The following is a 14752-nucleotide window of genomic DNA, read 5'->3' on the forward strand; positions in this document are numbered from 1 at the left end:
CTTGGTTGGCAAATGCCCCGCTCGGGTGGATGCCGACGTTAGTCGGCATATCTACAGGTCTACAGGACTACAAGCCATCCATGCATGGCGTGGATCTACCGGCGCGTTGTGGCAATCACCAGCGTGGCGACCATGGCAAGCCCGGCCGCGGCCCACAGATTCGCATGCAGGCCCACGCCATCCAGCAGCCATCCACCTCCCCACGCGCCCATTGCGATGCCGATGTTGAACACACCGACATACAGCGCGGTGGCGATCTCCACCGCATGCGGCACTGCCTTCATCATCCAGCTCATCAGGCCGACCGACACGCCGCCATAGGCCAGGCCCCACAGCAGCAGCACCACAATGCCGCCGGTGGGTGTGCCGCCCAGCCACAGGAACAACAACGGCGTCAGCAGCAGGCCGCAAGAGATCGCCAGCAGCATGCCGCGCGGGTGACGAGCGGCCAGTGGCCCGGCGATGAAGTTGCCCGCGATGCCCGCCATGCCATAGGCGAACAGCAGCGCGCCGATCCAAGCGGCATCCGCGCCCGATCGCAGGGTCAGCAACGGGCGTACATAAGTGAACGCAATGAAGTGACCCGCTACCAGCAGCAGCGTCAGGCATAGGCCGCGCTGCAGGCCACGGTGGCCGAGCAGCTGCACGAACTGCGCCGGGCGCACCGACGCCACCACCGGCAACGCGGGAACCACCCACAGATGCAGCAGCATCACCGCCGCACTGAACAGCGCCATCGCTGCGAACGCGAAGCGCCAGCCCAGGGCGTCGCCGATCAGTGCACCCAGCGGCACCCCCAGAACCGATGCTGCGGCCACGCCCCCGAAGATGATCGAGGTGGCCAGGCCGATGCGATGCGCCGGTACCAGGCGGGCTGCCAGCCCACCAGCGATGGCCCAGATCCCGCCCATGCAGAACCCCACCAGTACGCGCGCGGCCAGCAGCCAGCCGATGCCGGGTGCCAGCGCCGAAGCAACGTTGGCGACCAGCAGCAGCCCCAGCAGCACGCACAGGATGCGACGACGATCGATGCCGCCGGCTGCGATCACCACCAGCGGTGCGAACACTGCCGCCAGCAGGGCCGGCAGCGAGATCATCAGGCCGGCGGTGCCGGTGGACGCGCCGAGATCTTCGGCGACAGGGGTCAGCAGGCCGACCGGCAGCATTTCGGTGGTGACCACCGAGAACGTGGCGAGGCCAACCGCAGAAACGGCCCACCACGGATGGCGATGCACAGGCGCGGCATGCGCAGGCGATGAAGCGCTCACGGGATGATGCCTTCAGGGGTGGTGGATGCAGCAGACGGGCGCAAGGCACGTCGCGCGAGTACGGCCAACAGCAGCACGCCCCCGCCTGCCACCAGTGCAACGACAAAGCCGCTACGCACGCCCCCCGCATCGACGCTCTGCCCGGACAGCGCCGCGCCCAGCGCCACGCCGATGTTCAATCCGGCCAGCAGCCAGGTCATGCCCTCGGTCAGGCGCGATTCGGGCACGCGTTGTTCGACCAGCGACATCGCCACGATCATCGTCGGTGCGAAGAACACCCCGGCCAGCAGCACCGCCACGGCCAGCCCGGGCAGGCTGCCGACCCACGGCAGCGGCAGGGTGGTCATCGAGGTAGCTGCTGCACCGAGCAGCAACAGGCGCCGCAACGGCGCCTGCAGCTTCAGTGCCCCGAACAGCAGGCCCGCCGCGCAGCTGCCCAGCGCATAGGCCGACAGCACCACGCTGGCGGCAAGCGGCTGCCCCCGCTGTTCGGCGAAGGCCACGCTGGTGATGTCGACCGTACCGACAATCACGCCCATCGCCAGCATCAGCAACGCCAGCAGGCGGATCTCCGTGTGCCGCAGCAGCGAGCCCGAGGGAGTTGCACCTTCGTGCTGCTGCAGCGGCGGCTCGGTGCCCCGCTGCAGCACCAATGCGGCGACGCCGACCACCAGCAGCAGGGCGGCCGCCAGTACGCCGGCCTGTGGCCATACCGCCACCGACAGCCCCACTGACAACGGTGGACCGACGATGAAGGTCACCTCATCGAACACGGTCTCCAGCGAATACGCGGTCTGCAGCTGCGGGCGACCGCGATGGATCGCAGTCCAGCGTGCGCGCACCATTGCGGACACGCTGGGCATGCACCCAGCCAGCATGGCGGCGACGAAAAGCGCCCAGTCTGGCGCAGCCAGCAGCGTGCACGCGAGCAGCAGCAACAACCCTGCCGCACTGGCCGCAGTAGCCCATGGCAGCACCCTGCCCTGCCCGCGCCGGTCGACCCAGCGCGATACCTGCGGTGACAGCAGCGCATAGGTCAGCACGAAGGTGGCAGACACCGCACCGGCCAAGGCATAGCTGCCGCGCAGCTGCGACAGCAGGGTGATGATGCCGATGCCGGTCATCGGCAGCGGCAGGCGGGCCAGCAGGCCGGCCAAGGCAAGGCGGGCGGTGCCGGGGGCGGCGAACAGGTCGCGGTAGGGGGTGGCCATCGGGATCTCCAGGGCAGCGGCTTGCCTGGCGCTCCCGGCGCCACGACAATACATACAGAGCGTATGAATAAGAGCCTACATTCATACGCGCCGTATGTAAATAATCATGCACTGCGTATGTAAGGAGTTCCGGATGGTCCGTCGCACCCGCGCCGAGATGGAAGAAACCCGTGCCAGCCTGCTGGCCACCGCCCGCCGCGTGTTCAGCGAGCATGGCTATGCCGCCACCTCGATGGATGACCTGACCGCCCAGGCCGGCCTGACGCGGGGTGCGCTCTACCACCACTTCGGCGACAAGAAGGGACTGCTGGCCGCAGTGGTCGCCCAGCTCGATGCCGAGACCGACCTGCGCCTGCAGGCGATCAGCGATGGCGCGGATGATGCCTGGGACGGTTTCGTGCAGCGCTGCCGTGCCTATCTGGAGATGGCGCTGGAGCCGGAGATCCAGCGCATCGTGCTGCGTGACGCGCGCGCGGTGCTGGGTGGCGCCTCACCGGAATCGCAGCGCCACTGCGTGCACTCGATGCAGCGCCTGATCGAACAGTTGATCGCGCAGGGCGTAGCGATGCCGGTGGATGCGCAGGCGCTGGCATCGCTGATCTACGGCAGCCTGGCCGAGGCCGCGTTCTGGATCGCCGAGGGCGAGGATGGCGACACGCGCCTGCGGCAAGCGACGGTGGCGCTGGAGATGCTGTTGCGTGGGTTGAAGTCGGCCGGGTGAGGCCCATCCACGCATGGCGTGGATATACTGCCGCATCCGCTCTGGTAGAGGCCAACCTTGGTTGGCCCTTCTGCGGCACCGCGCGCAACGCGTGTGCCAACCAAAACCATGGCATCAGTAGATCCAAGCCATGCGTGGATGAAGCTCTATCGCGCAACGCGTGCCAACCAAGGTTGGCACCTACCAGAACCATGGCGTCAGTAGATCCACGCCATGCGTGGATGAAGCTTTATCGCGCAGCGCGTGCCAACCAAGGTTGGCACCTACCGGGGAACGGTGGGCCACTCGCGCAGGGCTTCCACCGGCACGCCCATGCGCGCACAGGCGCGGCTGGCGAGGCCATCGGGCAGCGCACGGCGGAACAGCGGCGCCATGCCCTGCATCAGCTTCGCTGAGGCGGCCGCCTGCGCACGCTGGCGGCCGCTGCGTTCAAGCATGCCTTCGGCCCAGTCCGGCAGCAGTGCCGCACCGGCGCCAAGGAACACCTCGCGCGACAGCCCCGGCACCGGTACCGGCAGGCGCACGCCGGACAACACCTCCAGCACTTCACGCGAGCGCTCGTCCACACGCAGCTCCGGTTGCCGCGCGCAGAAGTACGCTGCCACCTCGGCTTCACTGCGCGGCACATCCACCGCACCCAGTGCTTCGGCCACGCGGCGGTACTCGTCGTAGTAGCGGTCGGCGATGTGCGCCGGCACCTCGCGCCCGTAGCGACGAAAGCCCTGCAGGAAACCAAACGCCTCAGTCACGTGCACCCATGTCAGCAGTTGTGGATCGTCCGCCGCGTAGGGCTCGCCCTGCGCGGTCTGGCCGCGGATCTGTGCATGGATGCGGCGCACCTTGGCCACCAGCGCCTCTACCTCCCCGCTGGGTGCATAGCTGGTACCGGCGACAAACGCGGTGGTGCGACGCAGGCGACCCACCAGGTCCTGACGGAAATTGGAGTGGTCGTAGACCCCGGCCAGCGCGCGCGGATGCAGGGTCTGCAGCATCAGCGCACACAGGCCCCCGGCCAGCATCGAGGGGAACTCCGCGTGCAGGCGCCAGGTCACGCTGTCAGGTCCAAACCAGCCCGGGTCACCCAGCGGCTGGTCGTAATCGATGCCGCTCTGACCACGGGGGAAGGCCTCCAGTACCCAGCGCCGGATCGGCGCGGTGACGGGGCGGGAGAGTCGCTGCAGCAGAGCCGGCATCACAGGTCCAGGAAAAGCGAAAGGGTGGCCGCGAGTTGCGCGGTCGGCCCCGATTCTGGGCGATCACGACGCCGGCGGCGAGTCTTCGCACTCAGCCACGGTTTCATGTGCGGCCGCAGCACATTTCACCCTGCGACATCCTGTCGCAGGCTCCGGCCTCGATGCTGCGATGCAGCAACATTCACCGATTCAGAGAAGGCGCTTACGCGGCTTGGCATGGCGCCCATTGCACGGCTCGCTGGAAGTGCTAGAACTGGACCCGCCACACCGTCCAATGCTGATCGACGCACGTTCCACAAGGAGCCAGCCATGATTGCTTTGTTCAAGGGTTTGGGAATTCTGCTTCGCGACAACGAGCTCTACAGCAGCCCGTTCGATAAACAGGTCGCGCATTGGCGCAATCTCAGCGAGCAGCAGATCCGCGATGAAGTAGCCGTGCTGGCGCAGGCCAAGTGCCAATGGCTGATCGCCTCGATCGTCGGCTGGCAGGCGGCCTCGCTGCTGATTCTTGGCCTGATCGCCAACTACCTGTGGCGTGACGACTTCCATATCACGTTCACCCGCGTGGTAGTCGTGTTCGGCTCGTGGGTCTCGATCCTGTTCGTGATCTGGTTCATGGCCAACATGTTCGATCAGCAGGCCGGTTTCGAGCGCTGGATGAAGGCGTTCAACAGTCGCGCACGCATCAGCTCCAAGGCCGACAGCGTCGAGCACGTGGCCGAGGCCCTGGAACTGGCCGAGCATTACCCGGAAGTGCTCGATTACAAGCAGGCGGTCACCGCCAAGCGCGAGCTGCGCCACGAGGACATCCGCATCATGACCGAGATCGGGCGCATGAAGCAGCACTCCGAACTGGTCGGCCGCCTCAACCACGTGGGCGAGAACGAGCACCACCACGACCTGACACTGCAGCCTGCCTACTGACCCTTCAGGGAAGCGGGGGGACCCACAATGCCACCGTGATCACTCACGGTGGCATTGTTCTTTCCGATCCTCGCTGACGCACTGGGCGAAGCCCTTCGGCAGGTCCCTGAACTCCTGGGTGGTGCCGACCGCCAACGCGAACGACCGTATCGGCGCTCTCGCACACGCGGCGTCAGGACGACAGGCCGGGTCCAGCAACAGGTAATGGCACTGACCGCTGCGGCTGGCCATGCACTCAAAACGCGCCACGCCGTCCACTACCGTGCGCTTGCTGTACAGCGTGTCCACGCCATTGGCAGTGGTGCGGGTGATCGCGGTTTCGGTGGACTTCTGGCAACCGGCAAGCGCCAGTGCAGCGAGGCCTGCAAGCAGGAAAAGACGCATGCAATGCTCCTGGTAGCGGAAAGGTGCGGTGCGGCTACATGCCGCGGAACAGGCTCATGAATGGTTGGCTGACCACCAGTGTTTCCGTCCGGCCCCGCAGCCGCAGCACACCGCGCCCGGTATCGTCGCGGCTGACCGCCGCCACAGCCTTCATGTTGACGATGGTGGAGCGGTGGATCTGGCGGAAGTGCTGCGGGTCGAGTACTTCCAGCAGTTCGCGCAATGGTGTGCGCAACAGGCTCTCGCCGGCAGCGGTGACCACGGTGGTGTACTTGTTGTCGGCACGGAAGTAGGCGACATCTTCCAGCATGATCAGCTGCGTCTCGCGGCCGTTGCTGGCGGTGATCCAGGCCAGCGGCGGGCGCTCGGCAGCACCCTGCAATGGACCCAGCCGCTGCAGCAGGCGTTCAAGCACGCCGTCATCCTGGCGCGCCGATGGCAGCCGCGACAGGATGCGCTCACGCGTCGCCAGCAGGCGTTCGTCACTGACCGGCTTCAGCAGGTAATCCATCGCGCCCTGCTCGAACGCGTCGATGGCGTACTGGTCATAGGCGGTGACGAACACCACCTGGGTGCGCGGGCTCAGCTCGGACAGCGAGCGCGCAACTTCGATGCCACTGATGCCGGGCATGCGGATGTCGAGGAACGCGATGTCCGGCTGCGTCTCGGCCAGTTGCTCCAGCGCACTGGCGCCGTCCTCGCACTCGGCCACCAGCTTCAGCTCCGGCCACAACCGGCGCAGCTGTTCCACCAGTGACTGCCGCAGCAGTTCCTCGTCTTCGGCAATGAGGGCTTCAAGCGGCATGGCTGCGCTCCTTGTGTGTCTGCGGCAAGGTCATGGTCGCGGCCACACCGCTGGGGAAGTTGGCAACGATCGCCACGCCGGCCTGCTCGCCACAGGTCAGGCGCAGGCGTTCGCGCAGGTTCTTCAGGCCGATGCCGGTGCCGCTGGTGCCCTGGCCGAAGCCGAGCCCGTCGTCGGCGACGGTCACGGTCACATGGTCATCGAAGCCACGCGCCAGGATCCAGATCGTGCCACCGCCGGGCTTGGGTTCCAGGCCGTGCTTGATCGCGTTCTCCACCAGCGTCTGCAGTGCCATCGCCGGCAGGTGCACGCCATGCAGCTCATTCGGTACCTGCACTTCCACCGCCAACCGTGCGCCCATGCGGATGCGCAGGATCTCCAGGTAGGCGCGCGTGCGTTCCAGCTCCACGCCCAGCGTCGACACCGACTCGTCCACCTGCGGCAACGAGCTGCGCAGGTACTGGATAAGGTGGCCGAGCATCTGCTCGGCACGTGCCGGGTCGGTGCGGGTCAGCACCTGCGCGTTGGCCAGCGTGTTGTACAGGAAGTGCGGCTCCACCTGCGCATGCAGCAGGTTCAAGCGCGCGACCGACAGTTCCTTTTCCACCTGGGTCTGTTCGGCGGCGGCCTGCTCATCGCGGCGCTGGTCGGCCACGCGGCGGCTGATCGCGCGGGTGACCGCTTCGGCATTCTCGAAGTTGCTGCCCTCATCCAGCGCCAGCAGATCGGCCCACCAGCCAGCATCCGGTTCGAACAGCAGAGTGACGGTACTGGTGCCCTGCCCCGGCGTGACCGTCGCCAGCACGCTGTTGCGCTTGATCGCCAGCCGCGCCGGCAGGTTCCAGCGCGAGGGCTGGCGGCCATTCCAGAGGTCCACCCGGCGCACGTAGGCGCGCACCTGCAGGCTGCCGGCCGAGCTTTCCACATCTTCCACGCGCGGAAGTTCGGCAATCGCCGCTTCCACCACGGCATAGGCCTGGCCGGCATCCATCGGCAGTTCCACCTGGCGGCGCTGGCGCCCGGACAACGTGGTCGAATCCAATCGGCCGGCCACCAGCCAGACCCGGCGCACGTGGGTAATCGCGCTGCCCAGCGCGGAGATCATCAGGAACATCGCCAGCAGGCCGAACACCCAGCCCGGGCCATCGTTCATGCCGCTGAAGATGCCGCTCCAGACCATGCCGGCGACAACCAGCGCGGCGGCCCAGGCCAGCAGGTGGCGGATCAGGAGAGAGAGGCTGGCGAACACGGCGGCGCCTTGGAGGAAGGGGGTGAGCCGAGCATAGAGCGGCCCGCCGGGCAAACAAGCGGGCTGCGACGAAGGCCGGAAAAGCGGGGATGGAAGGCCATCTGGTAGTGCCGGCCGCTGGCCGGCTCCCCACTTTCTCCGCATGCATCACAGGGATGCCGGCCAGCGGCCGGCACTGCCCGGGAGGCGCCGGGCGAACCCGGCGCATGCCCTTACTTGCGCTGGTCGGCGCTGGCGTCACGCACGGCACGGAACGATTCGTCCTTGCTCCAGTTCGGCCAGCTGCGCGTGTTGGCCAGCTGGTTGCCCAGCGTGTACAGCACTTCCAGGTCGCGGGCGGCACCGGCAAACACCCAGTCCGGCTGCCATTCGTCGCCCTGCTGGTGGTAGCGCTTGGCGGTGTAGTCCTCGGAGGCCTTCTTGCCTGCGGCCACCCCGCCGTCCACCCAGTCCTGGCCGGCCGACCACGACAGCGCCGGCACGCCACGCTTGGCGAACGGGAAGTGATCGGAGCGGAAGAACAGGCCGGCTTCCGGCTTCGGGTCCGGCGTGTAGCGGATATCCCAGCCCTTGGCCACGTCCTTCAGCTGGTCCAGCAGCTCGAAACGCGCGGCACCGTAGATGCCGAAGTCACGTGACGGCCCGAACGGCGCCATGCCGTCCATGTTGATCACCGCCACGGTCTTTTCCAGCGGATACAGCGGATGGGTGGCGTAGTACTCCGAACCCAGCAGGCCCTTTTCCTCGGCGGTGACCGCCAGGAACAGCACTGACCTCTCCGGACGCTTGGCCTTGGCGAAGCCACGAGCCAGTTCGATCAGCGAGGCGGTGCCGCTGGCGTTGTCCAGTGCGCCATTGAAGATGCGGTCGCCACGTGCGTCGGGCTCGCCCACGCCGATGTGGTCCCAATGCGCGCTGTAGACGATGGTCTCGTCCGGGTGGCGGCTGCCTTCCAGGCGCGCGGCCACGTTGTGCGAGGTGATCACTTCGGTCTTCACCGCGTACTTCGCGTCCAGGCTGGCGCCGGTCAGCGGCACCGGGGTGAAGTCGCGCCGCTGCGCCTTCTTCTTCAGCGCCTCGAAATCCTGCCCGGCCGAGCGGAACAGCTCAACGGCCAGGTCGCGCTGGATCCAGCCTTCCAGCAGCGGGTGGCTGTCAGCCGGGTTGTCGCGCACCACGTCGAACATGGTGTTGGTGTTGGAGCCGGCCACCGTCGCCCAGCCGTACGACGCCGGTGCGGTCTCGTGCACGATCAGCACGCCCAGCGCACCCTGTCGGGCGCCTTCTTCGTACTTGTAGGTCCAACGGCCGTAGTAGGTCATGCCCTTGCCGTCGAAGTCACCCTGGCCGGTCTCGAAGTCCGGGTCGTTGATCAGCACGACGGCGATCTTGCCCTTCAGGTCCACGCCCTTGAAGTCGTCCCAGTTGCGCTCCGGGGCCTTCACGCCGTAACCGAGGAACACCAGCGGGGCCTTGCTGATGTCGACGTTGCTGGCCCCGTTCATGGCGGCGCGCACGGCAATCTGCTTGCCCTGTTCCAGCGGCAGGGTCTTGCCGCCCTGGCGCAATGCCAACTGCGGCGCGCCGACGATGTCGCCCTTGCGCAGCGGCACGGCCTGGGTCCACAGGCGCTTGCCGTCCTTGAGGTCACCGCCCGGCTGCAGGCCGGCGTCGGCGAACTGCTTGCTGAGGAAGGCGATGGTCTTTTCTTCGCCGGCGGTGGCCGGGGAGCGGCCTTCGTAGGCGTCGGAGGCCAGTTCCTTGACGTCGGCGGAGATCCGCGCGCCATCGAATTTCGGGGTCGCCGCCATCAGTGCGCTCGACACCGACAGGGCCAGCAGGCCCAGTGCTACTCGTTTCATTGCTCTCTCCAGCAGGAAATCCTTCTGGAGTGTAATGGGATTCGGCAGGGCTGCGCCCTGCACCTGCCGATGCCAGGGCAACAGCAACAGCAGAAGCAGGCATTCGGTGGGATGGCGGGGTGGGTCCGGTTGCGGGGGACGCCGTAAACCCGTCCTCGGGGGCTTGGCCGCGGCATCCATGCCGCGGACACCCCCGCAACCGGACCCACCCCGCCTTCGACAGCTTCCCGCTGCTGTTGGTGGGTGTCGACCTTGGTCGACACGGACTGAAACAGGAAGGGGTCAGATCCCTTTCCCGGCGGGAAAGGGATCTGACCCCATCGGTGTGTTGCTTGAGCCTGTTACCAGTTCGGGTCTTCGGCCGGCGCGGCAGCGGGCTTGGGCTTCGGCTTGGCCGCCGGGCGTGCGGCAGCTGCGGGAGCGGCCGAGGCAGTCGCGCCTGCGGCGGCGGCAGCCGGCTTGCTGCCCAGCTTCTGGCGCAGCTCGATCTGGCCCGGACGGAAACCGCCGCGCATCGCGTCGACGCCGTCTTCGATGGTGCCGTACGAGGTCTGTGCAGCGACGCGGTCGATGCGGATGGTGCAGCACGGGTGTTCGCTGCGGCCCAGCGAGCGGCCGGTCTGCGGGTCCTTCAGTTCTTCGCCCAGGCGCACGGCCTGCCAGCGCTGGCCGGCCTGCACGGTGTCACCGCCCTGGCTCAGCACCACCTGGTCACCGTCCACCGAGACCACCGACACCGGAAACAGCGTGGTGACGATGCTGGTGCCGATCTGGCCCGACAGCGATTCCATCATCGCCGCGGCCATGTTGCGGCCGTTGACCACGCGCGGCAGGGTGCTGGGGCCGGTCGAGGCCAGCTGGTGGTCGAAGCTGTCGGACATCACCACCTGGCCGGTGGTGGCGTTGATCAGGCGCAGGGTGATGCGGCCGCCACCGGAGTACGAGGTCACCTGGCGGTCGGACATGCGCAGGTTGCGCACGCTGCGCGGGTACTCGAAGCGTTCGATGGTCGGTATCAGGATCAGGTCGGTCGCCAGTTGCTGGCCCACGCGCGCGGTGTCCTGCAGGCGCACGTTGCCGCTGTTGATGTGGTCGATCTCGGCCTGCAGTTCGTCGCCGAATTCGCGGTCCAGCACGATGAAGCGCTGGGTCTGGGTCAGCGTGTCGGACAGGCGCGCACGGATCGCGTCGGCCACTTCATCGGCATCCACGCGGCCATCGCCTACGGCGTAGCTGCCGGCCTTGGTGCGCGGCAGTGCAACCACGATCTTCGGCTTGCCCTGTTCGTCCGGTGCGCGGTACTGGGCGATCTGTGCACGCACGCGCACCTTCCAGTAGCTGCGCATGCTGCGGTGGGTCACGTCGGAATCGAACGAGCTTGCACCACGCTTGGCATCGACGCTGACCTTCTCGTCGTAGCTTTCCCTGACGCTGGCCGAGGCCGAACCGCTCTTGGCCGAGGCTTCGCCGGACGCAGTGGCCGACGCCGAGCCCTTGAAGCTCCAGCCTTCATCGCTGGCGCGCACGCGGGCGATGGTTTCCTCGTCCAGCTGCCGCACTTCATCCTGCGACAGGATTTCATAGCCCAGCACCGCGCCCTGCGAGCCGGCGATCATCTGCTGGGTGAACGCGTCGGCGCGGATATCGCCGACGTGTTCGCCATCCACATCCACATGCAGGCCTGCGCGCAGGCCCTGCATCTGGCTGGCCACGCGTACGCCGTTGACCTGCGCCACGGCCGACTGCAGCGCCGCCAGCACCGCCAGTTCCGGGGTGCTGCCGATGCCGTCGGCTTCGCGCGCGACCTGGGTGGTGCCGCCGAAATCCGGCGTGCCACGCAGGGACGCTGCTTCCACTGGCGCATTGCTGGCCAGTGCACTGCTTGCCTTGTCCTTGGCGGGCGCGGCGGCCGGGGTGTCCTGCTTGCCGCAGGCTGCAAGCAGCGCGGCGGCCAGGCCCAGGCCGATCAAACGGGTTGTCATACGCATGGAGATTCGCCTCGGATCAGATCGAGTCGAGCATCGAGTCGGCGTTGGACGGCACCTTCACCTTGCTCTTCCTGGCGAAGGTCACGGCCGACTTGGTCGAACCGTACAAGCCCTGGATGAAGCCCGGCGATTCCTTGGCCACCCATGCGCCCGCTGCCAGCTTGCGGCCAACGGTGGCCAGCTGGGTCGCGCCCAGGTTCTTCATGCCGGCGGTGAAGCTGCTGGCTTCGCCGCCCAGCTTCTGTGCTTCGGCTGCCGACGCCAGCAGCGAGACCAGGCCTTCGGCGTAGTGCTGCTTGGATTCAGCGTTCAGTTCCGGCTGAGCGGCCTGGCGCTCGTTGATCGCGGCCTGCGCAGCTTCGCTGACCGACACCGACTTCTTCATCGCATCGACGCTGACCGAACCCGACGACAGCGCCTGGCGCTCGGCTTCCAGCAGCTGAACCTGCTCGGCCAGGCCGAAGGCGCGGGCGAACGAAGTCTGGGCCTGCAGTGAGTGCGACTGCGAGCTGACGAAACGACGCACCAGCGCTTCCTGCGCGGCTTCATCCGGAGCGGCGGCGCTGGAGGCGCTGCTGCTGGAGGTGCCGGTGGCGGCACCGGCCAGGTCCTTCAGCTTGCCCAGGCCCGCGTGGGCCGGCATCGACAGGGTGGCGGCAGCGATGGCCACGACAAGAGCGGTATTGCGGATCATATGAGTGTCCTTTGGGAGAGACGGCCGCGAAGCGGCACGTGGGAATCGGTAACCCCAGCGCGATGCCGAGCGAGCTCGGCACCCACCGGGTGGCGGATCAGCGGACTGCCTTGACGTTCAGTTCGTTGATCATCTGCTGGGCGGCCTTCTCGGCAGCCAGCTGCAGGGCATTGGTACGGGCCACGGTTTCATTCGGGCCGGTGCCGGAGAACTGCACCGGGCCCACCGACGACACGGTGCGCGGGAAACGGCCGGTCACGTCCAGCACCTTGCCGGTGACCGTGACGAACACGCGGGTGTTGCCGCTGGCCGGATCGCGGTCGCGCATGCCGACGTCGAGGGTACCGACGGCGATGTAGGGGATGTTGGCCGCACGGATGCCGTTGGCGGTATCGCGCAGGGTGGCGGCAGACAGGTCGTTGCCGGTGCTGAAGTCCTTGCGGATGCGCTCGATGCTCAGCAGGCCGCGCGATTCGCCTTCCACGTACTCGGCTTCAACCACTTCGTAGCCGGCGGCGCTGAAGGCACCGGTCATCGCGGTGTTCACTTCAGCGGCATTGGCCACCTTCCAGCTGATGTTGTCGCTGCGCTGGGTGGTGCTGCCACCGCTGGTGATCGACACCGAACCGTTCTGGTTGATGCTGCCGTTGGTGCTGACCGAGTTGCCACGGAAGCTGTCGCCTTCACGGGTGTTCTCGCTGTAGCTGCTGCTGGCGTCGACGCGGCGGTATTCCTTGTCCTGGAACGACTGCACGGTGTCCTGCGAGCGTGCCATGAACAGGAAGGTCAGCAGCGAACGCTGCGCGGCGGTGGCACCGGCCACGGCCGAACCTGCGTCCAGCTTGGTCTGCAGCAGCGTGGTGTTGATCTCGGCGCGGACAGTGACGGTGTAGGTCTTGGCCTTCTTGTCTTCGGTGTCCGACAGCGGCACGGCGCTGAGCACATAACGGTCGATCTCGCCGATGAACTCGGCGCGGCGGGCTTCGAACAGGCGCAGCTTGGCCGCACCGGTTTCAGCGATGTACGCCTCCAGTGCATTGACCTTGGCCTTGTTCAGGGCCTGGGCGCGGGTGTCGGCGCTCAGGCGCAGGCCGTAGCTGGCCGAACCGGTACCGCGCGAACTCGCGGTCTGCGCGGCGACCGGCGAGGCCACCACCAGCGCGATGAGGATGAGCAGGATGGTACGCATCAACGACATGACTTGATCAACTCCTGGAGGGCTTGGGTCTGCTGCTGCAACGGGCGGCCGCCCGGCTTCTGTTCGTCCAGCCATGCGCGCGAATCGGCACGCTTGGCGGCGGCGCCGGCGAAGGCATCGAAGCCGGCCAGCAGGGTTTCGTAGCTGGCCGACCACTGGTCGACCTGCCACTGCGTGACCGGCACCACCTTGGTGGCGCCCTTGCGCAGCGGCTGTTCGAAATAGACCTTGCCGGAGAAGGGCTCGGTCACTTTGGCGGTGAAGAATGCGCCGAACAGCATCGTCTTCATCGCCGGGGTTTCATTGATGACGCCGTTCTTCAGCGCATCGACCTGCACAGTGATGACGTAGTCCGGCTCGGGAATCTTCAGCTGGTAGACCTTGCCGTCGGCAAAGCGGGCGGCCATCGCACCACCGATCGCCTGGCCCGAGGCCGGCGGCAGCAGGCCGACGCCGGTATTGGACGACAGCGTCTTGGACAGTTCATGGGCCAGCGTGGCGCGCAGCGGGGTTTCCCACTTGGGGTCGGGCAGCTTGGCGCGGACCGCGTCGGACAGGGTTACGCCACCGACCTGCAGGCGACGCACGGCGGCGTCGGGCAGCTTGGCCTGGGCGAGACTGGCGGCCAGCACCTGCGACAGGCTGGTATCGGCGCTGCCGTACAGCAGATCGGCGACGATCGCGTCGATATCGTCGTTGTCCGGCCGATAGTCCTGCACGTCGATGCGCTGCAGGGTCAGCGGATAGGACGCGATCACCTGGCGCTCGCGGAAATCGAAGAACAGTGCCTGCAGGGCCACTTCCACCAGCACTTTGTACTGGTTGCCGATCGGCTCGACCGAGACCAGTTCGCGGTCCAGTGCGGCGGCCAGCACAGTCGCGCTGGTGGTGCCGTCGAGCATCGCCACCGGCTGGTCGATCAGCTCCAGGTTCGCCGGCGGCCGGCGCTTGAGCGCCTGCGCCAGGGTCTGGTTCAGCGGGATCAGGCCGCGCTTTTCCAGCACGGCATGCGCATGCGGCGTGGTCGCCTGCACGGCAGCGGCATCCGCGGTATAGGCAAAACCGGCCCAGTAGGCCTGCTGCGATTTGTCAGCCGCCTGCGCGGCCATCGGCCACACGGCCAGGCACAGGGCACAGGCAAGCAGGCGCGCAAAAGCGCGCGATGCGCTCTTCGTCCTTGAATACATCCAACCGCTCCTCGGTCAATACGCACGGAATGCGGACGCTGATGCGTCCGATGGGCGCGAAACATAGC

At 67.1% G+C, this 14752-nt stretch carries 13 protein-coding genes; 2 read left to right on the forward strand and 11 right to left on the reverse strand.

Annotated elements, in window-relative coordinates:
- Positions 1–95 precede the first annotated feature (95 nt).
- Positions 96–1268: an MFS transporter gene (locus H4O10_RS09055; RefSeq protein WP_049453924.1), complete on the reverse strand. Its 1173-nt coding sequence runs from the start codon at positions 1266–1268 to the stop codon at positions 96–98.
- A complete protein-coding gene (locus H4O10_RS09060; RefSeq protein ID WP_049453922.1) occupies positions 1265–2479 on the reverse strand; it encodes an MFS transporter in 1215 nt (404 codons plus the stop codon). The genes H4O10_RS09055 and H4O10_RS09060 overlap by 4 nt, the downstream gene beginning before the upstream one ends.
- 133 nt (positions 2480–2612) lie before the next feature.
- On the opposite strand from H4O10_RS09060, the gene H4O10_RS09065 reads away from it, so the two are divergent.
- A complete protein-coding gene (locus H4O10_RS09065; protein ID WP_033833700.1) occupies positions 2613–3200 on the forward strand; it encodes a TetR family transcriptional regulator in 588 nt (195 codons plus the stop codon).
- Between the two features lie 263 nt (positions 3201–3463).
- On the opposite strand, the gene H4O10_RS09070 is transcribed toward H4O10_RS09065, so the two are convergent.
- Positions 3464–4393 carry an oxygenase MpaB family protein gene (locus H4O10_RS09070; protein WP_049402669.1) on the reverse strand — a complete coding sequence of 310 codons (930 nt, stop codon included), beginning with the start codon at positions 4391–4393 and terminating at the stop codon, positions 3464–3466.
- A gap of 309 nt (positions 4394–4702) precedes the next feature.
- Between H4O10_RS09070 and H4O10_RS09075 the strand changes: the two genes are divergently transcribed.
- Complete coding sequence (locus H4O10_RS09075; protein ID WP_005407899.1) at positions 4703–5317, forward strand: hypothetical protein; 615 nt, start codon at positions 4703–4705, stop codon at positions 5315–5317.
- A 39-nt stretch (positions 5318–5356) separates the two neighbouring features.
- On the opposite strand, the gene H4O10_RS09080 is transcribed toward H4O10_RS09075, so the two are convergent.
- From H4O10_RS09080 to H4O10_RS09115, 8 genes are all read right to left on the reverse strand, one after another.
- Positions 5357–5701, reverse strand: a complete 345-nt coding sequence (locus H4O10_RS09080) for a hypothetical protein (protein ID WP_049395680.1) — start codon at positions 5699–5701, stop codon at positions 5357–5359.
- A gap of 34 nt (positions 5702–5735) precedes the next feature.
- A complete protein-coding gene (locus H4O10_RS09085) occupies positions 5736–6506 on the reverse strand; it encodes a LytTR family DNA-binding domain-containing protein (RefSeq protein ID WP_049453918.1) in 771 nt (256 codons plus the stop codon).
- On the reverse strand, positions 6496–7755 hold the full coding sequence (locus tag H4O10_RS09090; RefSeq protein ID WP_005407896.1) for a histidine kinase: 1260 nt from the start codon (positions 7753–7755) through the stop codon (positions 6496–6498). The genes H4O10_RS09085 and H4O10_RS09090 overlap by 11 nt, the downstream gene beginning before the upstream one ends.
- A 212-nt stretch (positions 7756–7967) precedes the next feature.
- Entirely contained in the window at positions 7968–9617 is a 1650-nt protein-coding gene (locus tag H4O10_RS09095; protein WP_049453916.1) for a M28 family metallopeptidase, read from the reverse strand.
- A gap of 341 nt (positions 9618–9958) precedes the next feature.
- On the reverse strand, positions 9959–11605 hold the full coding sequence (locus tag H4O10_RS09100; protein ID WP_049452542.1) for a CsgG/HfaB family protein: 1647 nt from the start codon (positions 11603–11605) through the stop codon (positions 9959–9961).
- A 16-nt stretch (positions 11606–11621) separates the two neighbouring features.
- Positions 11622–12299, reverse strand: a complete 678-nt coding sequence (locus H4O10_RS09105) for a hypothetical protein (RefSeq protein WP_012479008.1) — start codon at positions 12297–12299, stop codon at positions 11622–11624.
- 97 nt (positions 12300–12396) lie between these two features.
- Entirely contained in the window at positions 12397–13497 is a 1101-nt protein-coding gene (locus tag H4O10_RS09110) for a hypothetical protein (RefSeq protein ID WP_049452543.1), read from the reverse strand.
- Positions 13488–14684, reverse strand: a complete 1197-nt coding sequence (locus H4O10_RS09115; RefSeq protein ID WP_033833696.1) for a hypothetical protein — start codon at positions 14682–14684, stop codon at positions 13488–13490. Before H4O10_RS09115 ends, H4O10_RS09110 begins: the two co-directional genes overlap by 10 nt.
- Between the last annotated feature and the right edge of the window lie 68 nt (positions 14685–14752).

The organism is Stenotrophomonas sp. I18B00994 (assembly GCF_014145825.1).
Classification (GTDB): Bacteria; Pseudomonadota; Gammaproteobacteria; order Xanthomonadales; family Xanthomonadaceae; genus Stenotrophomonas; species Stenotrophomonas maltophilia.

Excerpts from the sequence above, each read along its gene's own strand:
- H4O10_RS09060 (WP_049453922.1), bottom strand. The coding sequence starts at position 2,479 with ATGGCCACCCCCTACCGCGACCTGTTCGCCGCCCCCGGCACCGCCCGC.
- H4O10_RS09065 (WP_033833700.1), top strand. The coding sequence starts at position 2,613 with ATGGTCCGTCGCACCCGCGCCGAGATGGAAGAAACCCGTGCCAGCCTG.
- H4O10_RS09070 (WP_049402669.1), bottom strand. The coding sequence starts at position 4,393 with ATGCCGGCTCTGCTGCAGCGACTCTCCCGCCCCGTCACCGCGCCGATC.
- H4O10_RS09075 (WP_005407899.1), top strand. The coding sequence starts at position 4,703 with ATGATTGCTTTGTTCAAGGGTTTGGGAATTCTGCTTCGCGACAACGAG.
- H4O10_RS09080 (WP_049395680.1), bottom strand. The coding sequence starts at position 5,701 with ATGCGTCTTTTCCTGCTTGCAGGCCTCGCTGCACTGGCGCTTGCCGGT.
- H4O10_RS09085 (WP_049453918.1), bottom strand. The coding sequence starts at position 6,506 with ATGCCGCTTGAAGCCCTCATTGCCGAAGACGAGGAACTGCTGCGGCAG.
- H4O10_RS09095 (WP_049453916.1), bottom strand. The coding sequence starts at position 9,617 with ATGAAACGAGTAGCACTGGGCCTGCTGGCCCTGTCGGTGTCGAGCGCA.
- H4O10_RS09100 (WP_049452542.1), bottom strand. The coding sequence starts at position 11,605 with ATGCGTATGACAACCCGTTTGATCGGCCTGGGCCTGGCCGCCGCGCTG.
- H4O10_RS09105 (WP_012479008.1), bottom strand. The coding sequence starts at position 12,299 with ATGATCCGCAATACCGCTCTTGTCGTGGCCATCGCTGCCGCCACCCTG.
- H4O10_RS09110 (WP_049452543.1), bottom strand. The coding sequence starts at position 13,497 with ATGTCGTTGATGCGTACCATCCTGCTCATCCTCATCGCGCTGGTGGTG.
- H4O10_RS09115 (WP_033833696.1), bottom strand. The coding sequence starts at position 14,684 with ATGTATTCAAGGACGAAGAGCGCATCGCGCGCTTTTGCGCGCCTGCTT.